This window comes from Noviherbaspirillum sp. (assembly GCF_035254685.1).
Classification (GTDB): domain Bacteria; phylum Pseudomonadota; class Gammaproteobacteria; order Burkholderiales; family Burkholderiaceae_D; genus Noviherbaspirillum.
On sequence record NZ_DATFAI010000041.1, the window covers coordinates 412248 to 437404 of the forward strand.

Here is a 25157-nt window from a genome sequence, read left to right on the forward strand (position 1 = left end):
CTGTGCTGCGGCATCGGCCAGCGCGCTACGCTCTCGGTGAGGATGAAAGCGTGCCGTGAATCGTCGCAGAGGCGGGGCGCGGCGTATTGTAAAAATGCGTCTTCAGGCGCGCCTGGCTGAGGTATGCCAGCGGCGAGAGTGCTGTGAGGGATTGGAATTCGCGGATGAAATGCGACTGGTCGTAGTAGCCGTGCGCAAGGGCGGCATCGGCGCTGGTCGCGGACGGATCGAGCAGGAGTGTGCGCGCGGTCTTCTGGAAGCGGCCCAGGCGCCGCACTTCCACCGGCGTCAGGCCGGTGGCTTGCAGGAAGCGCCGCTCCAGCTGGCGCTTGCCGAGATGAAAGCGCGCTGCCAGCTGATCAATCGACAGCGTGTCGCAATGCCGATAAAGCACGGTCGCGGCGGCGCTGACGATCGCATCGAATGCCCGAGCTTCGAGCTGTTCGAGCAGGAAGGATTGCAGCAGCGCGACACGCTCGTCGTGGGAGCGTGCGCCGGTCACCTCGTCGGCAAGCCGTTTTCCCGGCGTTCCCCACAGGTCTTGCGCGCGCGGCTGCTGGTCGATCAATTCATTGCCGGGCAGCTGCGTGAAGTGATGCAGCGCGCCGGCCCGAAACCGCACCGCGATGAAGCCCAGTCCTTCCATTGCAGCAAGCTGCATCGGGCGCCTGCGGATGCACAGCAGGTGCGTGGCTGGCAGGGAGAAAAGCTTCCCGCCTTCGCTTTGCGCGAATGGCGTGCGGTAATGGAAAAATACTTCCGCTCCAGTGCCGGGCAGCACGGTCGGCAACGGGACCGTCTCACCTTCGCCCGATTCCCAACCCCAGAAGCGGTCAATGTACGGGCTTAGCCTTGCCACGGGGAAGCGGGAAAAGATGCGCATGCGGTCTTGTCATGGATCGGAAAAAGTAATGTAGCGCATCTTGGCAATACGGCAAAGTCGCGGGGGCGCGCATTTATACCAACAGTCAATGCAAGTGCCGCACAGACAGTTCATCATGCGATAATGAATTGTCATTCACGGATGGACAAAGGAACGGGGGGATTGCCCCTTTTCTACCGGCGATGCAGACCCGAACGAAACCGGCGCCATTGATCGCGCATTGGCTCATTCTCAGTGCCGCACTGCTTGTACTTGGTGCTGCCGGCATCTTTTATTTCTTCGAGGAGCAGCATCGCACCCAGGAACGTGAAGAGGAGCGCCTGCTGGCGCAGGCCCGGGTCGTCCAGGAAAACGTGGGCCAGAACCTGGCAGCGGTGGACGCAGCGCTGGTCGACGTCCGCAACCAGCTTCCCACGCTCGGCGCCGGGCGCGAGCTTGATCTCTATCTCAAGACACTGACGGATGCGATGCCGGCGATCCGCACCGTGGCTGTCCTCGATGCGCAGGGCAACGTGACTGGCGCGAGCCGCAAGGAGCTGGCGAATCAGAATATGCGCCAGCGCGCCTTTTTCGACGAAGCGCGACGAAGCCGGGATCCGGACATCCTCTTCGTTTCACCGCCTTTTCGCACCTCGCTTGATGTCTACACCATCGTCGTGACGAAAGTCCTCGCCGATGTCCGCGGCGGATTCGCCGGCCTGGTGCTTGCCACCCTGGACCCGAATTATTTCGCGCCGCTGCTCGAATCGATCCGCTATACGCCGGATACGATGACCTCCATCGTGCACTGGAGCGGCACCCGCTTCCTGGTGCGGCCGGACCAGGGGAATACGGCCACCATGAACCTGCGGCAGCCGGGCACCTTCTTCACCGTCCATCGGGAAGGCGGCAGGGCAGCGACCGTGTATTCGGGGCGGGTGTATGCCACCGGTGATGAGCGCATGATCGCGCAGCGCACGGTCATGCCGGCCGGGCTCAAGCTGGACCAGCCGATGGTGGTCGCGGTCAGCCGCAGGCTCGACCTGATCTATGCCACGCTGTATCGCGACATCAGGATCCTGTCCGCGCTCTATGGCGCGATGGCCCTGCTTTCCATCGCCGGCCTTTATGCCTACCAGCGCAAGCACTTGGAGTCCGCGGCCAGGGAAGCCGAGGCGTTCAGGGTGGTGGCAGCGAACGAACGCTTCATGAAAATGATCGCCGACCATTTGCCGGGCATGGTTGCCTACTGGACGGATGAATTGCGCTGCCGATTCTCCAATGCCGCCTATCTGGAATGGTTCGGCAAGACGCCCGAGCAGATGCGCGATATCCGTATCCAGGACCTGATGGGCCCGGAGCTGTTCGCGAAGAATGAGCCGTACATGCGCGCGGCCCTGCGCGGCGAGCCGCAATTGTTTGAACGCACACTGACCAAACCGGATGGCAGTATCGGCCATACCCTGGCGCAATATATTCCGGACAAGGATGGCGACAGGGTGAAAGGTTTCGTGGTCCTGGTGTCGGATGTCACGAAACTCAAGCAGGCGGAGCTGGAGCTGGAGCGGCTGGCGCAGACCGATTTCCTGACCGGCGTGGCGAACAGGCGCCAGTTCCTGCTGCTGGCAGGTCAGGAGCTGTCGCACGCCGCTCGCTACGGCGGGCCGCTGTCGGTGCTCATGGTGGATATCGACCACTTCAAGAAGATCAATGACACCTATGGCCACAAGAGCGGCGATATCGTTCTTCAAACCTTTGCTGCCTTGTTCCGCAATGCAACGCGGGCCGTCGACGTCATCGGCCGGCTTGGCGGCGAGGAGTTCGCCGCGGTGTTGCCGCAGACTGACGGAGAACGCGCGCGTGAGGTCGCGACGCGCCTGCTCGAGGCCGTATCGTCTGCCGAGGTTCGCCTCGACGATGGGAGGACAGTCCGCTTCACCGTGTCGATCGGCCTGGCAAGCCGTGCCCGTCCGGACGATACCATCGACTCCATGCTCGGCCGAGCCGACGCCGCGCTCTATGAAGCGAAAAATACCGGCCGCAACAGGATCTGCGCTGCCGAGGGAATGCGGGAATAAGACACGGGCTTTGCAGGCTTTACCTGTATTTCGCCATGTCCTTGCGTTCCACGTAGTCGAGCAGGAATTCCGCGAAGCTCTGCGCCGCCGGCAGCGGCGAGCGACCGTGGCGCGAAAACACGAAGAACCTGCGCGTCACTTCCGGCTCGTGCAGGCGCCGCATCTGCAACTGGTACAGCTTCACCAGCGATTCCGCATAGGGCAGGCAAGCGGCGACGCCGAGTTCGGCGCTCACCATTGCCAGTGCGGTCGTCATGAAGGTGACCTCGTTGCTCGGATTGAGCGTGAGGCCGCGCAAGGAGGCGTGCAGGTCGAGCGCCAGTTTTTCCGAGAACTGGCCTTGCAGGGCAATGAACGGATAGCGCATTGCCTCGTCCCAGGTCAGGCGCCGTTTTTTCTCCAGCGGATGTTTCTTCGGGAAGACGAGCATGAAGGGCAATTCGAACAGGGGCATGGCGTCGATGCCCGACACCAGGTCGCGCTCCGGCCCGACGCCGATGTCGACTTCGCCGCTCAGCACGCGCGACACGACGCTTTCCACACCGCAATCCACCAGCTGCACCTGCACGTTCGGATATTGCTGCCGATAGGAATTGATGACATCCGGCAGCAGGGTACAGGCCATCAGTTGCGGTACGGCCACGCGCACCAGCCCTTTCTTCAGCGCCTTCAGGTTGTTGATTTCGCCAAGTGCACCGTCAAGGTCCAGCACCAGCTTGTCGACCAGCGGATAGAACTCGCTGCCGACATCCGACAGCTCGAGGCGCCGCGTGGTGCGGTCAAACACTTGCACGCCCAGCGTCTGCTCCAGTTCCTTGATCAGCCCGCTCAGCGCGGACTGCGTCACATGCAGGCTCTCCGCCGCGCTGGTGAAGCTGCCGGTCCGGACCACGGCAATGAACGCGCGCAGTTGTCTTAGTGTCACACTCATCGGCTTATCTGATAAATCCAGCGAAAAATCCCGTTTGAATGATAAACCCCTTTGGGCTTTAATGCCTGTAATACATGACGCTTTCGGCACAGAAAGAACCATTCCGGCCTGCCTGAAAACTGCAACCCATGCAGGGTCTTCATACAAGTTCCGGAATCCATTCAACCAAGGAGGCAAAAATGAAGGTCAAGAAAATCCACCACGTCGCATACCGCTGCAAGGACACCAAGCAGACCATCGACTGGTACCGCAAATATCTCAACATGGAACTGGTGCTCGCCATCGCCGAAGACCAGGTGCCGTCGACCGGCGCGCCCGATCCCTACATGCACATTTTCCTCGACGCGGGCGGCGGCAACATCCTGGCCTTCTTCGAACTGCCGAACCAGGCGCCGATGGACCGCGACCGCAACACGCCGGTCTGGACGCAGCACCTCGCGATGGAAGTCGACACGATGGAAGAGATGATGGATGCCAAGAAGCGCCTCGAAGCGGACGGCATCGAGGTGATCGGCCCGACTGACCACACCATCTTCAAGTCGATCTATTTCTATGACCCGAGCGGACATCGCCTGGAGCTCGCGGTGAACACGGCCACTCCCGAGATGATGAAGAAGCTGGACGAAGTGAAGGAGGCCATGATCGAGGAATGGAACCGCACCAAGAAGGCGCCCAAGCACGCCGCATGGATGCATGACGGCAGCTACTCGGCAAAGCAGTAAGCGCACAAGGCCTTCCTCCCTCGCATGGAGGAAGGCTGCAAAAGAACCAAGCAAAGGAGCAGGAGACATGTTCAGTCGCCTCGGAAGATGGGCGTCGCGCGGATTGGAATGGATGATCGTCGCGTGCCTGTCCATCATGGCCATCCTGGTGTTCGGCAACGTGGTGTTGCGTTACGCCTTCAATTCCGGCATCGCCGTTTCGGAAGAGCTGGCCAGGCTGCTGTTCGTCTGGCTGATCTTTCTCGGCGCCATCCTCGCATCGGCGCAGCACGCGCACATCGGCTTCGATTCGCTGGTGACGAAACTGCCGACGGCATGGCGCAAGGCCCTGATCGCCGTAACCGCCGCGCTCATGCTGGCGGCCTGCGTGATGTTCATCAGCGGCGGCTGGCAGCAGATGATGATCAATCTCGACAATGCCTATCCGGTGCTCGGCATCTCCTACGCATGGCTGTATGCCGTGGCCATCGCATTCGGCGTCGGCATGATATTCACCATCAGCGCCAACGTGTGGAAGGCGTTCCGGCGCAGCGATGAAGACCTGGTGCTGACCAAGGACATCGGCACGCGCATCGAGGACAAGATGGACGACATGGTGGCGCGCCGCCATCAGCAGCATCAGCAGCACCCGGAGAAACCTGAATGAATGCCCTTATCTTCCTCGGCGTCCTGCTGGCACTGATCACGGCCGGCATGCCGATCGCCTTTGCGCTGCTGTTCGGCGGCGTGGCCGTCATGCTGCAGATGGACCAGTTCGATACACAGATCGTGGTGCAAAACGCCATCGGCGGCGCCGATAACTTTGTACTGATGGCCGTGCCCTTCTTCATCCTGGCCGGCGAATTCATGAACGCGGGCGGCCTGTCCAAGCGCATCGTCGATCTCGCCGGCGCCTTTGTCGGCCACCTGCGCGGCGGGCTCGGGTATGTCGCGATCTTTGCCGCAGTGCTGCTGGCCAGCCTGTCCGGCTCTGCAGTGGCCGACACCGCCGCGCTGGCCGCCATCCTGGTGCCGATGATGCGCCGCGCCGGCTACGATCCGGCACGTTCCTGCGGCCTGATGGCGGCCGGCGGCATCATTGCGCCGGTGATCCCGCCCTCCATCGGCTTCCTGCTGTTCGGCGTGGTCGCCAACCTGTCGATCACGCGCCTGTTCCTGGCCGGCATCATGCCCGGCGTGATGATGGGGCTGGCGCTGGTGATCGCATGGTGGCTGGTATCGCGCAAGGCCGATGTCAAGCTCGCGCCGAAGCTGCCGATGCGCGAACGCATGGCGCTGCTGGGCAAGGGCTTCTGGGCGCTGATGCTGCCGGTGATCATCATCGGCGGGCTGAAGTTCGGCATCTTCACGCCGACCGAAGCCGCCGTCGTTGCCGCCGCCTACGCCCTCTTCGTCGGACTCGTGGTCTATCGCGAGCTGGACTTTGCCACCATCTACCATTGCCTGCTGGTCACGGCGCGCACGACGGCCGTGGTGCTGCTGCTGGCGGCGCTGGCAATGGTGGCTTCGTACACGATCACCATCGCGGACATTCCCGGCCAGGTCGGCGGGTGGATGCAGGCCTTCGCCGGCAGCCAGCTGCTGCTGGTGATCGCGATGATGGTAGTGGTGTTCTTCGCCGGCATGGTGCTGGACTTCATCCCCATCGTCCTGATCTTCACGCCGGTATTCCTGCCGATCGTGCAGCAGGCCGGCATCGATCCGGTGTATTTCGGCGTGGTCTTCGTGATGAACTGCTCGATCGGCATGATCACCCCGCCAGTCGGCGTGGTGCTGAACGTGGTGAGCTCCATCGGCAAGGTGTCAATGGCCGACGCGGTGCGCGGCGTCCTGCCCTTCCTGCTGGCGGAATCGCTGGTGCTGGTGGCGCTGATCCTGATGCCTTCGCTCGTCACGGTTCCTGCTTCGTGGTGGCACTGACGCCACGCTTCGATTCCTATCCATTGATCCAATAAGGAGACACAAATCATGAAACCAATGCACAAGCTGATGGCCCTCGCGATCGCCGCACTGCTGTCCGGCCCGGCGCTGGCGCAAATCAATGCCAAGTTCGCCGTGACCCTGCCGGAAAAATCGCACCAGGGCCAGGGCGTGGCGAAATTCGTCGAACTGGTGGATGCCAAGAGCAAGGGCCAGATCAAGATCAAGCCTTTCTACAGCGGCGCTCTCGGCAACGACGTGCAAGTCACCTCCGCGCTGCAGGGCGGCACCATCGAATTCACCGTGCCGCAGACCACCACGCTGACGGGCATGGTCAAGGAATTCGAAATCCTCGATTTCCCTTTCCTCTTCAGCACGGAACAGGAAGCCGAGAAAGTGCTCGACGGCCCGACTGGCCAGAAACTGCTCGACAAGCTGCCGGCCAAGGGGCTGGTCGGCCTGGCGTATTGGGAGAACGGCTTCTTCAACGCCACCAACAGCAAGCATCCGATCGCGAAGGTCGAGGATTTCCAGGGGCTGAAGTTCCGCGCGATCCAGGCGAAGATTTCGCAGGAAACCATCAAGGCACTCGGCGCCAATCCGGTGCCGCTGGCGGTGCCCGAACTCTATACCGCGCTGGAAACCCATACGGTGGATGGACAGGGCACGCCGACCGCAGTGATCGCCGCGCTGAAGCTCAACGAGGTGCAGAAGTACCTGTCGCTGACCAAGCATGCGTATGGCGCATTTGTGCCGCTGGTGTCGAAGAAATTCTGGGACAAGCTATCCGAAGCCGACCGCAAGATCCTGCGTGACGCCGCGACGGAGGCACGCACCTACCAGCGCAAGGTCGCACGCGACCAGGCCGCTTCGGCACAGACCGCGATGGCTGCCAAGGGCATGCAGGTCAACGACGTAACGCCGGCCGAACGCTCACGCATGCGCGCCAAGGTCAAGCCGGTGTGGGACATGTTCTCCCACGAAGTCGGACAGGACACGTTCGCCGAAGTAACCCGCCAGCTCGATACGAAGTGATTCCAAACCCGCCACGCTTGAACAGGAAAGGCAACAACAAATGAAACTCGCCACGCTCAAGGCCGGCGGCCGCGACGGTACGCTGGTGGTGGTCAGTCGCGACCTCACGCAATGCCGCCCGGTGCCGGACATCGCGCGCACGCTGCAGGCCGCGCTCGACAACTGGGAACGCGCCGCGCCGCAGTTGCAGGAAGTCTATTTCGCGCTGAACAGCGGCACCGCGCAACACGCGCAGCCCTTCGATGAAACGCAATGCCACTCGCCGCTGCCGCGCGCGTTCCAGTGGGCCGACGGCTCCGCCTACCTGAACCACGTCGAGCTGGTGCGCAAGGCGCGCAACAGCGAGATGCCGGCCTCCTTCCACACCGACCCGCTGATGTACCAAGGCGGCTCGGACTCCTTTGCCGGGCCGCGTGATCCGGTTTGTGCGCTGAGTGAAGACTGGGGCATCGACCTCGAAGCGGAAGTCGCGGTGATTATCGGCGATGTGCCGATGGGTGCGACGCCGACGCAATGCGCCGAGGCGATCCGGCTGGTGATGCTGGTGAACGATGTCTCGCTGCGCAACCTGATCCCGGCGGAACTGGCAAAGGGCTTCGGATTTTTCCAGTCGAAACCGGCCAGCGCGTTTTCCCCGGTGACGGTCACGCCGGATGAGCTGGGCGACGCATGGCGCGACGCGAAACTTCACCTGCCGCTGCTGGTGCATGTAAACACAAAGCTGTTCGGCAAGCCGAATGCCGGCGCCGACATGAATTTCGATTTCGGACAACTGATCGCACATGCCGCGAAGACGCGCGAACTGGAAGCGGGCTCGATCATCGGCTCCGGCACCGTGTCGAACCGGCATGGCAGCCTGCATGGATCGCGTATCGAGACTGGCGGCGTGGGCTACTGCTGCATTGCCGAACTGAGGATGATCGAGACGATTGAAAGTGGTGCGCCGAAGACGGGGTTCCTCAAGTTCGGCGACACGGTGCGCATTGAAATGAAGGATGCGGCCGGGCACAGCATCTTCGGGACGATCCAGCAGACGGTGGCGAAGTATCGGGGACAGCCGGGGCAGTAGCCTCACTTGCGAATGAATCCGACCATGCTGAAACTTTATACCTACTTCCGCAGCTCCGCTGCGTACCGCGTGCGCATCGCCTTGAACCTCAAGGGCCTTGCGTACGAAACGGTGCCGGTGCACCTGCTGCGCAACGGCGGCGAGCAGCTGCAGGAGCGCTACCGCACGATCAACCCTGCCGGCCTAGTACCGAGCCTGCAGGATGGCGAACACATCCTCACGCAGTCACTGGCCATCCTCGAATACCTGGAGGAAGCCTGGCCGGACACGCCGCTGCTGCCGGCCGAGCCGCTGAATCGTGCACGAGTGCGCGCGATGGCACAGACGATCGCTTGCGAGATCCATCCGCTCAACAACCTGCGCGTGCTCAAATATCTCACCGGCACATTGAAGGCAAGCGAAGAAGAGAAAACGCGCTGGTACCGGCACTGGACGGAAGCGGGCTTGCGCACGCTGGAAGCACTTCTCGCGCATGCGCCGCAGACCGGCGCCTTCTGCCACGGCGATGCGCCGACCATCGCCGACTGCTGCCTGGTGCCGCAGGTATTCAATGCCCAGCGCTTCGATGTCGACATGTCGGCCTATCCGACCGTGATGGCGATCCATGCGCGCTGCGGCGAACTGGCGGCCTTCGCCGCAGCGCATCCGGCGCAGCAGCCGGACGCGGAATAGGCAGCCTCAGGAGTGCGCCGGAAACATGTTCCGCACACGGCGCACCAGCGCGGCGGCGATGCCCGAACCGAAGCCGCCGCGGCGTTGCAGGTTGCGCGACCACAGCCTTGCGCGACGCAGGCAGCGCGCAGCCACATTCCTCACTAGCGTTTCCGGATGGCCGAACATGCGCAGGCGCGAACGGTACAGGACCAGGTCATCAAGGTTGCGCTGCGTCGCCTTCAAGTGCATCTTGTACTCGTCCTGTCCCCATAGCAGATGGTATTCATGGCCGCTGCGCGCGATGCATTCGCAGGCGGTAAGGAAGCAGCACAGCGTGCCGAGCCGGTAGTTGTTGAATTCCGGATTGTGCCCGATCACTTCAAGGAAGAAATTGTCGCCGGCGCGGTAGTTGATGGTGCCGGCGCACACGCGACCATCGATGGTCATCACGCAGACCATGCCGCATTCCTTCGCCAGCTGGATGATGCGCTCGTCGTCATTGACGGCGACCTTGCCCTTGTCGGCCATGCGCACGCGGTTGAAGTCGATGATGGCGCGAATATGCGCCGGATCAATGTTCTTCGTCTCGTAGACGCGGAAACGGAAAGTGGGAAAGTCGCGCTTGAGCTTGTTCATGTACCGGTGAATATAGCTGCGCGTGGCCTTGCCCATGCTTGCGAGATACTCGTCGGCACTGGGTGGCAGCGTGATGACCATGTCTTCCAGGCAGTTGAAGTGCTGATGCGGCAGCGGCAGGCGTTGCGTCATGGCCTGTACCGCGTGGAAAGTGATGATGTCGACCTCGGGATAGGTCGCAAGGATGTGGCGCGCGAAGCGCGAGACTTCGTGGTCGCCTAGCAGCATGCCTTCGTTCACCACTTGCACATGGTTCTTTTCCCGGCGGAACAGCCAGACGGTGACCAGCGCGCCATCGTCGAACACGGCATAAGTGCTAATGTTTTGCATGCGCCCGTAGACCCTGAGGTGCGCCAGCGACGAGAACAGGTTGCCGTAGAGGCGCAGCATGGCCGCTTCCGCAAATGGCGGGATCTGGTCGTCGTAGCACTGGATGACTATGCCTTCTGCCGGCTTGCCCAGGGCCGCGATGTTGCCGCGTGCGATCTGGATGCCGTCGATGGTGGAACCGCGTGCGCTCATTTGTTGTCTCCGTCTTCTTGGTCGCGTCAGGTTTGTTCTGCACAACTCACCTGGTGCCTGTCATGGGCGGCGCCCGTGGCGCTATTCATGACAGGCTCTTGATTGGACGACCAGCGAAACAAGAGTTCATCCAGTGTTTCGATCGCTTGCCGCTTGTTTGTGTGAGCGCAAAGAGAACGTGGAATCCATCGGCGCCGTGCCCTCGCCTTCCTATAGTGATGGGTATTGCGTACCGCTGCTGCAGCGCCGCATGCACACCGATGCAGTCCCGGCAGCCCTCTGCAGGCCTTATAGCGCATTGCTTCTTTCCTCTGTCCTTCCACGCCGGTATTGAATGCTGGTATGGAAGGCCGATATCACCCCGCCGTTCCGCAACGGAATTCACTATCCTGGATATAACCACTTTGCAAGTATGGGTTAATCCGGCAAGAGAAAGACTCGCGTAGAATCTGGGAAAAACGGCTGCGTCCGCAATCGCTCCTCCTGCTGACAGCAACAACGCATGCGGCCGACGCGCAGCAAGCGACCGCTGAAAAAACTGAAACAGGAACATCCATGCCGCTGACTGGCGGCAGCTTGTATGCCGGGAACATGCATGCTGGAACGGGACACATCAACTGAAGACGCGAGACCCATGGAAGCCGGACCTGAAGCGGCCACCAGGGAGCGCTTCGAGCGCATCATGCGCATTGCACGCCGCACGCTCGCCGTGCAAGCCGTCTTCGTGCTGCTCGACGAGACCGGCGCACGGCCGGCCCGGTTCAGCCTCGGGCTGACGGATGAAGACTTGCCGCACTGCCTGCCGTTTTGCGCCGCCACGGCATCCGACGCTGTTCCCTGTGTGATCGAAGACATCGACGCCGATCCGCGCTTCGCGGCGAATCCGCTGTCCGCCGGTCCTTCGCCGCTCCGCTTTTATGCGGGATGGCCGCTGCACGATGCCGCCGGCCGCCGTGCCGGGACACTGGGCATGTTCGACCGCAGGCCGCGCGCACTGGAGGCGGAGGATGTCGATGCCCTGCGCGACCTGGTGCAATGGGCGGAATCGGAGCTGAATAACCGCGCACTGCTGCAGGCGCTGACGGTGGCCGAGGAAAGCGAGTCGCGCCTGCATGCGGTGGTCGACAGCGTCGCCGACGGCATCATCACGCTCGACCAGTTCGGCATGATCGTGTCGATCAACCAGGCGGCGACGCGTATCTTCGGCTACCAGCCGGACGAGGTGGTAGGGCAGAACATCAAGGTCCTGATGCCTGCCGCCTATCATCAGGCGCACGACAGCCACCTGCAGAATTTCCGCGATACCGGCAAGACCCGCATCATCGGCCTCGACCGCGAGGTGACCGGCCGCCGCAAGGACGGCTCGCTGTTTCCGATGGAGCTGACCGTCAATGAAATGTGGCTGCACGGCCGGCGCGGCTTTGCCGGCATCATTCGCGATGTCACCGTGCGTCGCGAGAACGAGCGTAAGCTGCGCGAGAGCAGCGCACTGCTGCAGGCGGTGATGGGCAGCACCTCGTCCTTCGTGTATGTACGCGACATGCACGGCCGCTTTCTGTTTGCGAACAAGGAATACAAGAAAGTGTTCGGCTTCCAGCCCGGCCACCTGATCGGCAAAACGCTCGAGGAAGCCTATCCGCCGGAGTGGGCGCGCTACAACAGGGAAAGGGATCAGGCCGTGCTTCAGGGCGGCGCCGGCACCCGCCATGAAGACGAGGTGCGCAGCGACAACAATGGCCGCATCTACGTGGTCGTGCGCTCGCCGTTGATCAACGAGAGAGGCGCGGTGTACGGTGTATGCGGTGTGGGCACCGACATCACCCAGCGCAAGACGGCGGAAGAGGCCATGAATGCCTTGAACCGGCAACTGGCCGAGACCACCAGCCTGCAACATGCGATCCTCGACAGCGCGAACTTCTCCATTATCGCCACCGATGTCAATGGCGTGATCTGCCTGTTCAACATCGGCGCGCAGCGCATGCTGGGCTACGCGCCGCAAGAGCTGATCGGCAAGGGCACGCCCGCTGTGCTGCATGATGCCGACGAGATCGTCGCGCGCGCGCACCTGCTCAGCATCGAGCTGGGGCGTCCGATCGAGCCGGGCTTCGATGTGTTCGTGGCGCGCGCCCGCGGCAGCATCGCCGACGAGCAGGAATGGACCTACCTGCGCAAGGACGGCAGCCGGCTGCCGGTGATGCTTTCGATCACCGCGGTGCGTGACGAGCGGCAGCGCATCACGGGCTTTCTTGGCGTCGCCTACGACCTGACCGAACGCAAGCGCGCCGAACAGATCAAGGATGAATTCATCTCCACCGTCTCGCACGAGCTGCGCACGCCGCTGACCTCAATTCGCGGTTCGCTCGGCCTGCTGACCGGCGGCATGGCGGGCGAGATCCCGGAGCGCGCAAAGAGTCTGCTGCAGATCGCCAACAACAACTGCGAACGCCTGGTGCGCCTCATCAACGACATCCTCGATGTGGAAAAGATCGAATCCGGCAACATGCGCTTCGAGATCGTGCAGCAGCCTGTCCTGCCGCTGGTGAAGCAGGCACTCGACGCGATGCAGGATTACGCGGCGCAATACAGGGTCAGCTTCAGGCTGCATAACGACGCGCATGACCTGCATGTGGCGATGGACGCCGACCGCATGGCGCAGGTGGTCATCAACCTGCTGTCCAACGCCGTCAAATTCTCGCCTCCCGGCGGTTGTGTGCAGGTGCGGCTGGCGCGGCTGCCGAGCTGCATGCGCCTCTCGGTCATCGACCAGGGACCGGGCATTGCGCCGGATTTCCACGAGCGTATCTTCCAGAAGTTCGCGCAGGCCGATTCCTCCGACTCGCGCCAGAAGGGCGGCACCGGCCTCGGCCTGAGCATTTCGCGCGCCATCGTCGAACGTCATCACGGCCGCATCGATTTCAACAGCGCGCCGGGCGGCGGCACCGAATTCCATGTCGAGCTGCCCCTGCCCGCAGAGCCGGCCTACACCGCGCTCCCGGCCGGATACCGCAAGGTCCTCGTGTGCGAAGACGATCCGGACGTGGCGCGCCTGCTCGCCCTGATGCTGGCGCAGGCCGGCCTCGCCAGCGACATCGCCTTCGATGCGGAACAGGCGCGCAGCCGGCTGCTGGAAGGCGGCTACGAAGCGATGACGCTGGACCTGGCCTTGCCGGGCGAGGACGGCATTTCGCTGCTGCGCTGGATGCGCGCGCAGGAGGACCTGCGCAATCTGCCGGTGGTGGTGGTTTCGGCCCGCGCGGAGGAAAGCAGGCACAGGCTGAGCGGGGGGGCGGTCGGCATCATCGACTGGATCCCCAAGCCGATCGACCCGCCGCGCCTGCTGTCGACCCTGCAAAGCGTCGTGCAGCATGCAAGGAGCGACGCGCCGTCCGTGCTGCACGTGGAAGATGATATCGACCTGGCGAAGGTGGTGTCCGCGCTGCTGCATCCGAACTTCGACGCATGTCATGCCCGCACGCTGGCCGAAGCACGCACTCGGCTTGCCGCCGAACGTTACGGCCTGATCCTGCTCGACCTGCAGCTGCCAGATGGCCATGGCTCGGAACTGCTCGGCGCACTGCCACCGCTGAACGCCGCCACCCCGGTCGTGGTGTTCGCCGCCGAAGAGACGGATCGGCAAACGCTCGACAGCGTGCGGGCGGCGCTGGTAAAGTCGCGCACCTCGAACGAACAATTGCTTGCCATCCTGCACCAACTGATCCGCCGGTCCGGTGCGGAGTAAAGGACAAAAAGGACAATCGATGAGCCGCGGCGCGCTCCACCAGATTCTCTACGTCGAAGACGATCCGGACATTCGGACGGTGGCGCAGATCGCGCTCGAAGCGGTCGGCGGTTTCCGCCTGGCCGTGTGCGCCTCCGGCCGCGAAGCGCTGGACATGGTGGCCGGCGGCTTCGTCCCCGACCTGGTGCTGCTGGACGTGATGATGCCGGGCATGGACGGCCCCACCACGCTGGCGGCGCTGCGCGCGCTGCCGTCGGGCATGGACATTCCGGTCGTCTTCATGACGGCCAAGGTGCAGGCCGGGGAGATCGCCCACTACCGCTCGCTCGGCGCCATCGGCGTCGTTGCCAAGCCCTTCGATCCGATGCAGCTGGCCAGCCAGGTGCGCCGGCTCTGGGAGCAGTCCGATGCCTGAATCGGGTGACCAGGACCTGTGCGCGACGCTGCAGGCCATCGAACGCATGTATGCCGAGAAACTGCCGGAGCGCCTGCGCGAGCTTGGCGACTGCCTGCAGCGCTGCCTGGACGAACCCGGCGAGCCTGCACACTGCGAGCCGCTGCTGGCGAAGCTGCACGGGCTGTCGGGCTCGGCCGGCACCTTCGGCTTTTCCGAGCTGGGCCTGCGGGCGACGGAACTGGAAATCCTGCTCGGCGACTTCACCGCGGGAACCGGCGCCAGCGGCAAGGATTTCCTGGCGGTCGCGGCACGCGTGAAGGAATTTCTGCACTGGGCCGAAACCAATCCCAAGGGCGACAGCCGGGTGGCACCGGCCGCATCAACGGCGAACAAGGATGACCGGCAGCAGCCGGTTTACCTGGTGCACGACAACGCCGGCATGGCACACGAAATCGCGGTGCAACTTCAGCATTTCGGCTATCCGGTCACCATCATCAGCGACCTGGCGCAGCTGGAGGCGGCCATTGCGAAGTGCGCGCCGGCAGCGGTGGTGATGGACCTCGGCTTTCCTGCCGGGATCCTTGCAGGCGCCGCCGAAGTCGCGCGCATCCGGCAACATGGCGGACGCCATTTCGCCTTGATCTTCATCTCCACCCGCAGCAACTTCGCGTCACGCCTCGCCACCGTGCGCGCCGGCGCGGACGGCTATTTTTCCAAGCCGCTCGACATCGTCGCGCTGGTCGAACGCCTCGACCGGCTGCTGGCACGCGAGGAAGCGCGCCCGTATCGCATCCTGCTGATCGACGAGAACGCACAGACGGCCGCCGATCATGCGTCGATCCTGCGCGCCGCGGGCATGGAGGCGCGGGTGCTGGACAAGGCCGCCGAGACCCTGCACGTCCTCGTCGAATACCGGCCGGAGCTGATCCTGATGGATCTCTACCTGTCGACGTGCAGCGGCATCGAACTGGCGAGGCTGATCCGGCAGGACAACATGTATCTCGACGTGCCCATCGTGTTCCTGTCCGGCGAAGCGAATGTCGACAAGCAGCTCGACGCGATCGGATCGGGCGCCGACGATTTCCTGACCATGCCGATCACGCCGGCGCACCTCGTCTCGGCGCTGTCGAGCCGCGCGCAGCGCTACCGCGAACTGCGCGGACTGATCATGCGCGACGGCCTGACCGGCCTGCTCAACCACTCGGCCTTCAAGGAGAACCTTGTGCGCGAAGTCGCACGCGCCCGCCGCAGCGGCACGCCGCTGGCGCTGGCCATGCTCGACCTCGACCACTTCAAGCGCGTCAACGACAACTACGGCCACCCAGTGGGCGATCAGGTGATCCGCGCCGTGGCGCGCCTGCTGCAGCAGCGCCTGCGCCGCGGTGACATCATCGGCCGCTACGGCGGCGAGGAGTTCGCGGTGATCATGCCCGCCACGCCGTCCGCGGTGGCGGCGCTCGTGCTGGACCAGATCCGCGAATCCTTCTCGCATATCCGGCACCATTCGGAACTGGAAGATTTCACCGCCACCTTCTCCGCCGGCGTGGCCGGACTGGATGCCGAGGGCGACGCCGACGCGCTGCTGGAAACCGCCGATGCGGCGCTCTATCGCGCCAAGGACGGCGGGCGCAATCGCATCGCGAGCTAAGGCGCGCTTGATGCAAGTTAAGGAATTTGCCAACAGGTAGCGCAAAGATGAGGGATGCTCCGTAATCACCTATCGTCGGCGTGACGGCGCGGCCACCGGCCCTCCCCTCCCAGGAATCCCACGTGAACAAGCTGGAAATCACCCCAAGACAAGCCAGGCGCTCCATCCTCCTGGTCGACGACGATCTGGTCGTCCTCGACCTCCTCACCCATCTGTTCCAGCGCGACGGTTATGCGACCGAGCGCGCTGTTTCCGCCGAAGACGCGCTGACCATCATCGCCAGGCAGGAGCCGGACCTCGCTCTGCTCGACATCGTCCTGCCCGGCATGAGCGGCCTTGATCTGGCGCGGCGCCTGCAGACGGAAACCACCGTGCCGTTCATGTTCCTGACTGGCCAGAACGACATGGCGCTGGTTCGCGAGGCGACCGGGTGCGGCGCGCTCGGCTATTTGGTCAAGCCGTTCACCCGCGAACAGATCCTTCCGGCGATTGAAGCGGCACTCGCCAGCGCCGACGAGATCCGTCATTTGCGGCGCACCGAGTTCAACCTCACCGCCGCGCTCGCCGCCGGGCGCGAAACCAGCATGGCAGTCGGCTTGCTGATGGCGAAATTCCAGACCGACCGCAATACCGCGTTCGAAGTGCTGCGCGACTACGCGCGCTCCGGCCGGCGGCGCCTCAATGACGTGGCGAAAACCCTGCTGGCCGCCGAGGAGACCCTGAACGCGCTCCAGCCGCTGATTACCAAGGCGCGTAACAACAAGTGAAGACATAAGAGAAACCGAAGGTCACATCACTAATTGATTTACAACAAGTCTTTCGCGATGCAAAATATCATGTGTTGATGTCTTGCAGCGCCTTCGGCGATGGGCTGATGCTTATCGCTCGACCGGAACCCATTCCCCGTTCCCCAACCCGCTGCAAGTGACCGATTCCCCTGCCGCCCAACACCCCGCGGCATCCTGCAACTCCGTTCGGCCTTTACCCCGCCGCACAACCGGCCGCTGCCTTGTGCCGCGCTGCTTCCGTGCAGCCCGCTCGCGCGAGCAACCGGACTTCGCCGCACACAATGAACCTGACGGACGCATTTGCACTCTGTAACGCAACGTAATGGCGCGTGATGCAACGCGATGCGCACGGCCATTGCCCCGTCACTTTTTCGAAAGGATGGACATGAAATTTGCGAATCTGAAGATCGGCACGCGACTGGCCCTGGCGTTCGGCGCCATCCTGGCGCTGCTAGTCATGATTACGATACTGGGTATCAGCCGCCTGGCGCAGGTGCAGAGCCGGCTGGTCTCCATCGCCAGCGTCAACAACGTCGAAGTGAAACTCGCGACCGTCATGCGCGCCACCGTCAACGATCGCATGATTGCGCTGCGCAACCTGGCCCTGCTGACCGAGATGGCTGACATGAAGCCGGAGGTTGAGCGCATCCGACACCAGGAGCAGCTGTATGCGGATGCCGAACGCAAGCTCGACAGGATGTTCGCGGAGAACGCAGACACCACGGCAGAGGAAAAGGCCTTCCTGCCCCGCATCAAGAAAACCGAAGCCGCGATCCTGCCGCTGATGGCCAAGGCTGCCGAACTGGGCTTGAACGACGATGCGGCCGGTGCGACAAAAATGCTGATCAAGGATGTGCGGCCGCTGCAGTTCGAATGGGTGCGCGAAATCAACGACCTCGTCACGCTCGAAGAGAAGCTGAGCAACGAAGCCGAGAAAAGTGCTGATGCGGCCTATCACAACGCCCGTCTGCTGATGACGATACTGAGCGTGCTGGCGGTCGTCTCCGGCGTGCTCATCGCCTGGTATGTCACGCGCGGCGTCACCCGCCCGATCCATGCTGCGGTTCAGGCCGCGCAGACAGTTGCCGCCGGCGACCTGACCGGCCGCATCGATGTCACGACGAAGGATGAAACCGGCAGGCTGCTGAAGTCTTTGAAGGACATGAATACGAGCCTGGTCAACATCGTCACGGAAGTACGGCGCGGCACCGACGCCATCGCCACCGCGTCCGGCCAGATCGCCTCCGGTAACCTTGACTTGTCCTCGCGTACCGAACAGCAGGCCAGCTCGCTTGAGGAAACCGCGTCGTCCATGGAAGAGCTGACCGGCACGGTCAAGCAGAATGCGGACAACGCACGCCAGGCAAACATGCTGGCCGAATCAGCCTCGGAAATCGCGCTCAAGGGCGGCTCGGTGGTGTCGCAGGTAGTCGAGACGATGGGCGCCATCAACGACTCGGCGAAGAAGATTGTCGACATCATCGGCGTGATCGACGGCATTGCTTTCCAGACCAACATCCTGGCGCTGAATGCTGCGGTGGAAGCGGCGCGCGCCGGCGAGCAGGGGCGCGGATTCGCGGTGGTTGCCTCCGAAGTGCGCAACCTGGCGCAGCGCTCGGCAGCGGCGGCCAAGGAAATCAAGGCGCTGATCAGCGACTCGGTGGAGAAGGTCGATACCGGCGCGAAGCTGGTCGATCAGGCGGGTGCGACGATGACCGAAATCGTCGACAGCGTCAAGCGCGTCAGCGACATCATCAGCGAGATTACCGCGGCCAGCCAGGAACAGACATCCGGCATTGAACAGATCAACCAGGCCATCGCGCAGATGGACCAGGTCACGCAGCAGAATGCCGCACTGGTGGAGGAAGCCGCGGCAGCATCGGAATCCCTGCAGAACCAGGCCGACCACCTGACAGAGGCAGTCGGCGTATTCAAGCTGGATGGAATGCAGCTGGCCGTATCGCCGGCCACTACGCCGGCATCCGGAGCACGCACGCGCCTTCCCGGCGCAGCGCCGGCAAACGCGCGGAAAGCCAGGCAGCCGGTACAACGCTTGCAGGCGGCTGCCGGTCAGGACTGGGAAGAGTTCTGAGGATAGCCGCCGGAGCGCTCAGCGGGGCAGGCTGCGCAGCACTACCGTCGTGCCGGTCAGGTCAATGTCGTGGATGTGGATGCTGCCGAAGCTTGCGCCCGAGGTGCCGCGGATGCGAATGTTATCGAAACTGATCTCGCCGATCGTGCTGGGCAGGCGCAGCACGATGGCGCCGTCCTTGCTGACCGACACCGCCGCATTGGCCGGGTCATAGACAACATCCTTGATCGTGGTGTCCGCTTCAAGGAAGCCGAGCAGGGGATTGAACATCGTCGCCACGTCGCCCAGCACCCGGAGGCCGCTGTCGCCGTTCTGGCGCTTCGTGGCACGATTGAGCAGGTCGTCGGTGAGGCCCTGCGCGGAAACGCGGTCAAGGTCTTCTTCGGTCATGGCGCGCAGGCCGTGCGGCGCTTCATCCCGGGCGTGCAGGTCAGGGGCCTGCGCCGACACGGTCACCTGCGCCGGCAACGGATCGGTGGCGTAAGCACGCAGCGGGCCCATCAGCATCGCGGCAATCGTCGCCGCAAGCCGCAGGTTGCGCTGCTTTCGCAGGACTTCCTGCACATGACGCTGCGTGACGAGGTTCCATTCAGCAAGAATGTCGCCCAGCCGCTGGCCTGTCCTGCGCTGCTGCTCGATGGCGCGCGCAAGCTGTTCCTCCGAGACCAGATCATGCTTGAGCAGCAGCTGGCCGAACAGCGATTTTTCACGACTTTGTTGCAGCCATCCCATCTCGTCCTCCCTTTTCGCTGTCCACGGAAAACACGGAAAGCACGGAAGGCATCAATTGTTTTGATGCCTTTTGTACGTTTTTTGTGGCTACCCTTGCTTAAGGTGTCATAACGCAAAAAACATGTTGTCCACGAAAGGCACGAACGGTACCAATTCGAGGGATATGTCCGTGCTTTCCGTGTTTTCCGTGGACACCAATAGCCTTTTCCTTTTCCCTCATCGACACCTACTGCGATTCAGGCTGCAGCGCCGCACGGAAACGCAGGTAATCGTCGGCGCTCTGCCGCGGCTTTTCCAGCATCGGCATGTGGCCGGTGCCGGGCATGACGATCACTGTCGAACGCGGCAGCAACTGGTGGAGCACCTCGGCGGTGCCGGCGTTGATAATCCGGTCCTCGGCGCCCCACACGATGAGTGCGGGCGTGCGCAGGCCCTTGATTTGCTGTTCCACGGAAGCGGTGGCGATCTGCTGGAAGATGCGCTCTTCCAGGTCAGCGTTGCGGATGCGTTCCTTTGCCAGCGCCTTGAGGAAGAGACGCGGCACGAAGGGCGGATCGCTCATGGCGAAGTGGAACAGCTCGGCGAATTCGTCTTCGTTGCGCACGATCAGGCGGTTGCGCCCGCCCGACAGGATGGTATTGGCCAGCTCGCTCTTCGGCCCGCTCCACACGCCGGCGGGATCGAGCAGCCAGAGGCTGGCGACTTCATCGGGATACGTGGCCGCGTAGGCAAGCGCGATCTGGCCGCCCATGGAATTGCCGCCAAGATGAAGGCGGGCGATACCGAGCGCGCGTGCCAATGCGCGCAGCCGCTCCACCTGTGCCGGCGGCGCGTAGTCGGCCTGCTGCGGATGCGCCGATTCGCCGAAGCCGATGTGGTCGGGAATGATGACGCGATAATGCGTGGTGAGCGTGCGCGCGGTGCGCACGAAATTGTCCTTGTTGCCGCCGAAGCCGTGCAGCAGCATCAATGGTTCGCCTTGCCCGCCTTCGAGGTAGGCATAGCGCAATCCGTCCGGCAGATCGATTTCCTTGCGCTCGAGGCCGGCGCGCTCACGCTCCGCATTCAATGCCGCAGTGGCTGCCTGCTCGAACACGCCGGCACAACCGGCGAGATTGACGAGGACGAAGAGAACGGGAAGGAGCCAACGTTGTTGCAGGGTCATGGGCGAACTTTCATCGTCAGGGCCGACTCGGACCGGGCACATGCAGTCACGGCGCGCATCGCGGCCACGCCTGATGACGATGGTAAGCGGACGCCGTTCAGGCGCCGCCCCTGTCATTTGCCCCGGGAAGCCAAACCATTATCCATGAAAGCCATCATGATCACCGCTACTGCGCATGTTCCGCAACTTCTTGCCGGCTGGCGGCAACGGTCATCGCGCAATGCACCCGGCGCGGCTGATAGACCGAGACTGCTTCATGCATGGCGGAAATCACGGCGATGGCCTGCGTCACCTGCGTATCGGTCAATGAATGCACTTCCGTTTTCACCTCGCGCAAGACGTTCTTCGCCGGATAGCGCGGAATGCTGCCCACCAGGAGTTCGAAATCCGCGGCCACTTCCGCCGGCAGATCCTTTGGCCTGAGCTTGACGAGCTTGTTGTAAGCGACGACCAGGCGCTCCCGCTGCTCGCTGGTTCCCGAAAGTGCCCGTACCGCACATTGCAGTTGTTGCCATGCGTAAGACATGCTTGTCTCCTCTTTCCCTGGATCGGGCCGGTCTGTCGGCGGCCCGAAGGCCTGCCCGACCAGCTCCATTTTTTTATGCAAGTGGTCCACAAAAAACCCGCGCCGCGCCCGCAGGCAACGGCATTGATTTTTTGTTATCGCATCATAAGGTGAGAGGCCCGCTTTGCAATCGTCCGAACGGATGAGTTGCTGCTGCACTGCACCGGGCAGCGATGGGAAGAGAGGGCGACACGGGCATCGCGGGCAATGCGGGCGGTGCGGGCCACTCGGCCCGCGATGCAGGAAGGATTATTTCAGCGCGTCGACAGAATTGACCTGCTGGCGCAATGCGAATTTCTGGATCTTGCCGGTGGACGTCTTCGGCACTTCACCGAACACGACGTTGCGCGGCACCTTGAAGCTGGCGAGGTGCTGCTTGCAGTGCGTGATGATCTCGTCGGCCGTCACCTGCGCATCGGGCTTGAGTTCGACGAAGGCGCACGGTGTCTCGCCCCACTTCGAATCCGGCTTGGCCACGACGGCGGCGGCGATGACCGCGGGATGGCGGTACAGCACATCCTCGACCTCGATGCTCGAAATGTTCTCGCCACCCGAGATGATGATGTCCTTGCTGCGGTCCTTGATCTTCACATAGCCGTCGGGATTCATCACCGCGAGATCGCCGGTATGGAACCAGCCGCCGGCGAAGGCTTCCTCAGTGGCTTTCGGGTTCTTCAGGTAGCCCTTCATCGTGATATTGCCGCGGAACATGATCTCGCCCATGGTCTCGCCGTCTGCCGGCACCGGCTGCATCGTGTCCGGGTCCATCACCGTGACTGCCTGCTGCAAGTGGTAGCGCACGCCCTGGCGTGCGTTCAGGCGCGCACGTTCGCCGATGTCGAGCGCATTCCACGTCTCATGCTTGACGCACACCGCCGCAGGGCCGTACACCTCGGTCAGCCCGTACACGTGGGTGATGTCGAAGCCGAGCCGTTCCATGCCTTCGATCATCGATGCCGGCGGCGCCGCGCCCGCGACCATTGCATTGACGCGGTGCTCGATGCCGGCCTTCATCTCGGCAGGCGCGTTGATCAGGAGGCTGTGCACGATGGGCGCGCTGCAGTAATGCGTGACCTTGTGCTGCTTGATCGCGCTGAAGATGGCCTGCGCCTCGACGCGGCGCAGGCAGACGTTGATGCCGGCGCGCGCGGCGATGGTCCAGGGAAAGCACCAGCCGTTGCAGTGGAACATCGGCAGCGTCCAGAGATAGACCGGATGCTTTGGCATGTCCCATTCGAGGATGTTCGAGATGCAGTTGAGGTAGGCGCCGCGGTGGTGGTACACCACGCCCTTCGGATTGCCGGTGGTGCCGGAGGTGTAGTTCAGGCAGATCGACTGCCATTCGTCGGCCGGCAATTGCCATGCGTAGGCGGCATCACCGCCGGCGACGAAGTCTTCATATTCGACGCTGCCGATGCGCTCGCCCGGTCCCTTGTACTCCGGATCGTCCGCATCGATGACCAGCGGCTTGCGGCTGCTCAGGGCGAGCGCGGCCTTCATCACCGGCGCGAATTCGCGGTCGACGATGACAGCCTTCGCCTCGCCGTGGTCGAGCATGAAGGCGATCGACTCGGCATCGAGGCGGGTGTTGAGCGTGTTGAGCACGGCGCCGGTCATCGGCACGCCGAAATGCGCTTCCACCATGGACGGGATGTTGGGCAGCATGACGGCGACCGTGTCGCCCAGTCCGATACCGCGTGTGCTGAGCGCCGATGCCAGCTGGCGGCAGCGGCGATATGTATCGGCCCAGGTGCGGCGTATCGCGCCGTGGATGACGGCGGTGCGGTCCGGATAAACCTCGGCCGCGCGCTCGATGAAACTGAGCGGCGACAGCGGCGTGTAATTGGCGGGATTGCGGTCGAGGCCGACCTCGTACATGTTCGGCATGGTGTTCTCCATCGGTGTAGCGTTTGGCAAACCCGTACTCTAAACGAAGTCGCGGGATTTGCTGTCATGCCGCCGACAATCCTGCACCATGCTTGCGCATGATCAACTTTTGCGAACCCGCGCCGTCGTGCTTACTGGTTCAGCATGGTCACCGCCGTCGATCCCTTGGTGTAGAGAAGTCCCAGTTTGTACTGTGCGCCCGCATGGCCCTGCTCGGCCGCCTTCTTGTACCAGCGCGCGGCTTGCATCAGGTCCTGCTTCACGCCTTCGCCGGCGTGGTACATCAGGCCGAGGTTGTACTGCGCGTTCGTGTCGCCCTGCTCGGCGGCGAGCTGGTACCAGTGCGCAGCCTGCGCCGCGTCCTGCTTCACGCCGATGCCGCGGCGGTACATGTTGGCGAGATTGACCTGCGCACTCGGATAACCTTGCTCGGCCGCCTTGCGATACCACTGGATTGCCTGTGCATAATCCTTGGGCACGCCGTGACCCTGCGCGATCAGCAGGTTCGCCATGTGGTTCTCCGCGTAGGCATCACCCTGATAGCCCGCCTTGCGATGCCAGTACACGGCCTTCTCCACGTCGCGTTCCACGCCCTCGCCGCTGATATACATGTTGCCGAGGGTATGGGCCGCGAGCGTGTGGCCCTGCTCGGCGGCCTTGCGGAACCAGTCCGCTGCGCGCCCGTTATCCTGCAGCACGCCTTCGCCGTTGCCGTACATCAGGCCGAGGTGGTATTCGGCACCGGCGTCATTCTGGTCGGCGGCCTTGAAGAGCCAGTGCAGTGCCTGATCAAGATCCTGTTTCACGCCATCGCCGGCGGCATACATGAGCGCGAGGTTGACCTGCGCGCCGGGGTCGCCCTGCTCGGCGGCCTTGCGGTACCACTGCACCGCTTGCGCGTAGTCCTGCTTCACGCTGAGGCCGTTCTTGACCATGTTGCCCATGTTGTTCTGCGCGTAGGCATTGCCTTGTTCGGCAGCCTTGCGATACCAGTAGAGCGCCTGGCGATAGTTCTGCGGCACGCCCTGGCCGTAGGTGTACATGTTGCCGAGGTTGATCTGCGCCAGCGCATGGCCCTGCTCGGCCGCACGCGCATACCACTGCAGGGCCTGGCCGTAATCCTGCGGCACGCCCTGGCCCTTGTTGTAGAGCAGGTTGGCGAGACTGAACTGCAGCGCGGCGTAATCCGGCTCGGCCGCCTTGCGGTAGGGCGGCAGTTCCTGGTCGTCGTCCTGCGTGGTGCCTTCGCCATTGTCGTAGCGGATCCCCTGTCCGACCGGCGCGCTGGTATAGCCCTGATCAGCTGCCTTGCGATACCAGTACACGGCGAGCTTCTGGTTGTGCGACACGCCTTGTCCCAGCGTGTACAGGTTGCCGAGATTGATCTGCGCGATCGGATGTCCCTGCGCAGCCGACTGGCGATACCAGCGCACGGCCTGCGCGTAATCCTGCGACACGCCTTCGCCGCGCTCGTACATCCACGCCAGGTAGTATTGCGCGCGCGGGTCGCCTTGCTCGGCGAGCGCCTTCCATTCGGTCAGCGCAGTGGTGAAATCATTCTTGTTGTAGGCCGTCATGCCTTCGGAAAACCCGGCATGGGCGGATACGGAAAACACAGCAGTGGCAAACAACGGGATCAGGTAGTGGCGCATGATGATGAAATGGTGGTCGTTGAATCGTTGCTTGATATTAAAACGACAACCCATCAAATGATG

At 63.0% G+C, this 25157-nt stretch carries 20 protein-coding genes; 12 read left to right on the forward strand and 8 right to left on the reverse strand.

Annotation, left to right across the window (positions count from 1 at the left end):
* Positions 1-25: 25 nt before the first annotated feature.
* The gene (locus tag VJ698_RS19420; RefSeq protein WP_324104453.1) at positions 26-883 is read right to left on the reverse strand and encodes a helix-turn-helix transcriptional regulator; all 858 of its coding nucleotides are present in this window, start codon (positions 881-883) and stop codon (positions 26-28) included.
* A gap of 182 nt (positions 884-1065) precedes the next feature.
* Between VJ698_RS19420 and VJ698_RS19425 the strand changes: the two genes are divergently transcribed.
* Complete coding sequence (locus VJ698_RS19425; protein WP_324104454.1) at positions 1066-2940, forward strand: diguanylate cyclase; 1875 nt, start codon at positions 1066-1068, stop codon at positions 2938-2940.
* 19 nt (positions 2941-2959) lie between these two features.
* On the opposite strand, the gene VJ698_RS19430 is transcribed toward VJ698_RS19425, so the two are convergent.
* Complete coding sequence (locus tag VJ698_RS19430; RefSeq protein ID WP_324104455.1) at positions 2960-3871, reverse strand: LysR family transcriptional regulator; 912 nt, start codon at positions 3869-3871, stop codon at positions 2960-2962.
* Between the two features lie 179 nt (positions 3872-4050).
* On the opposite strand from VJ698_RS19430, the gene VJ698_RS19435 reads away from it, so the two are divergent.
* The 6 genes from VJ698_RS19435 to maiA all read left to right on the forward strand — a co-directional run bounded on the left by VJ698_RS19435 (position 4051) and on the right by maiA (position 9289).
* Complete coding sequence (locus tag VJ698_RS19435; RefSeq protein ID WP_324104456.1) at positions 4051-4593, forward strand: VOC family protein; 543 nt, start codon at positions 4051-4053, stop codon at positions 4591-4593.
* A 67-nt stretch (positions 4594-4660) separates the two neighbouring features.
* Entirely contained in the window at positions 4661-5239 is a 579-nt protein-coding gene (locus VJ698_RS19440) for a TRAP transporter small permease (protein WP_324104457.1), read from the forward strand.
* Positions 5236-6513, forward strand: a complete 1278-nt coding sequence (locus tag VJ698_RS19445) for a TRAP transporter large permease subunit (RefSeq protein WP_324104458.1) — start codon at positions 5236-5238, stop codon at positions 6511-6513. Before VJ698_RS19440 ends, VJ698_RS19445 begins: the two co-directional genes overlap by 4 nt.
* A 48-nt stretch (positions 6514-6561) precedes the next feature.
* The gene (locus VJ698_RS19450) at positions 6562-7548 is read left to right on the forward strand and encodes a TRAP transporter substrate-binding protein (protein ID WP_324104459.1); all 987 of its coding nucleotides are present in this window, start codon (positions 6562-6564) and stop codon (positions 7546-7548) included.
* Positions 7549-7588: 40 nt separating this feature from the next.
* Positions 7589-8617 carry a fumarylacetoacetate hydrolase family protein gene (locus VJ698_RS19455; protein ID WP_324104460.1) on the forward strand — a complete coding sequence of 343 codons (1029 nt, stop codon included), beginning with the start codon at positions 7589-7591 and terminating at the stop codon, positions 8615-8617.
* 27 nt (positions 8618-8644) lie between these two features.
* Positions 8645-9289: a maleylacetoacetate isomerase gene (gene maiA, locus VJ698_RS19460; RefSeq protein ID WP_324104552.1), complete on the forward strand. Its 645-nt coding sequence runs from the start codon at positions 8645-8647 to the stop codon at positions 9287-9289.
* 6 nt (positions 9290-9295) lie between these two features.
* Here maiA and VJ698_RS19465 read toward each other — a convergent pair whose 3' ends face one another.
* Positions 9296-10429 (reverse strand): GNAT family N-acetyltransferase, encoded by a 1134-nt coding sequence (locus VJ698_RS19465; protein ID WP_324104461.1) that lies wholly within the window; start codon positions 10427-10429, stop codon positions 9296-9298.
* Between the two features lie 634 nt (positions 10430-11063).
* On the opposite strand from VJ698_RS19465, the gene VJ698_RS19470 reads away from it, so the two are divergent.
* The 5 genes from VJ698_RS19470 (at position 11064) to VJ698_RS19490 (ending at position 19093) form a co-directional block, all read left to right on the forward strand.
* Complete coding sequence (locus VJ698_RS19470) at positions 11064-14168, forward strand: PAS domain S-box protein (RefSeq protein ID WP_324104462.1); 3105 nt, start codon at positions 11064-11066, stop codon at positions 14166-14168.
* Complete coding sequence (locus VJ698_RS19475) at positions 14158-14583, forward strand: response regulator (protein ID WP_324104463.1); 426 nt, start codon at positions 14158-14160, stop codon at positions 14581-14583. Before VJ698_RS19470 ends, VJ698_RS19475 begins: the two co-directional genes overlap by 11 nt.
* Positions 14576-16213, forward strand: a complete 1638-nt coding sequence (locus VJ698_RS19480; protein WP_324104464.1) for a diguanylate cyclase — start codon at positions 14576-14578, stop codon at positions 16211-16213. The genes VJ698_RS19475 and VJ698_RS19480 overlap by 8 nt, the downstream gene beginning before the upstream one ends.
* A 122-nt stretch (positions 16214-16335) precedes the next feature.
* Positions 16336-16980 carry a response regulator gene (locus VJ698_RS19485; RefSeq protein WP_324104465.1) on the forward strand — a complete coding sequence of 215 codons (645 nt, stop codon included), beginning with the start codon at positions 16336-16338 and terminating at the stop codon, positions 16978-16980.
* Between the two features lie 406 nt (positions 16981-17386).
* A complete protein-coding gene (locus tag VJ698_RS19490) occupies positions 17387-19093 on the forward strand; it encodes a methyl-accepting chemotaxis protein (protein ID WP_324104466.1) in 1707 nt (568 codons plus the stop codon).
* Positions 19094-19111: 18 nt separating this feature from the next.
* Here the strand turns inward: VJ698_RS19490 and VJ698_RS19495 are convergent, their stop codons facing one another.
* The 5 genes from VJ698_RS19495 to VJ698_RS19515 all read right to left on the reverse strand — a co-directional run bounded on the left by VJ698_RS19495 (position 19112) and on the right by VJ698_RS19515 (position 25148).
* Positions 19112-19825, reverse strand: a complete 714-nt coding sequence (locus VJ698_RS19495; RefSeq protein WP_324104467.1) for a hypothetical protein — start codon at positions 19823-19825, stop codon at positions 19112-19114.
* Positions 19826-20051: 226 nt separating this feature from the next.
* Complete coding sequence (locus VJ698_RS19500; RefSeq protein WP_324104468.1) at positions 20052-20990, reverse strand: alpha/beta hydrolase; 939 nt, start codon at positions 20988-20990, stop codon at positions 20052-20054.
* Positions 20991-21156: 166 nt separating this feature from the next.
* Complete coding sequence (locus VJ698_RS19505; protein WP_324104469.1) at positions 21157-21516, reverse strand: hypothetical protein; 360 nt, start codon at positions 21514-21516, stop codon at positions 21157-21159.
* Positions 21517-21804: 288 nt separating this feature from the next.
* A complete protein-coding gene (locus VJ698_RS19510; protein ID WP_324104470.1) occupies positions 21805-23442 on the reverse strand; it encodes an acyl-CoA synthetase in 1638 nt (545 codons plus the stop codon).
* Between the two features lie 131 nt (positions 23443-23573).
* Positions 23574-25148, reverse strand: coding sequence for a tetratricopeptide repeat protein (locus tag VJ698_RS19515; protein WP_324104471.1), 1575 nt, complete (start codon positions 25146-25148; stop codon positions 23574-23576).
* Positions 25149-25157 lie beyond the last annotated feature (9 nt).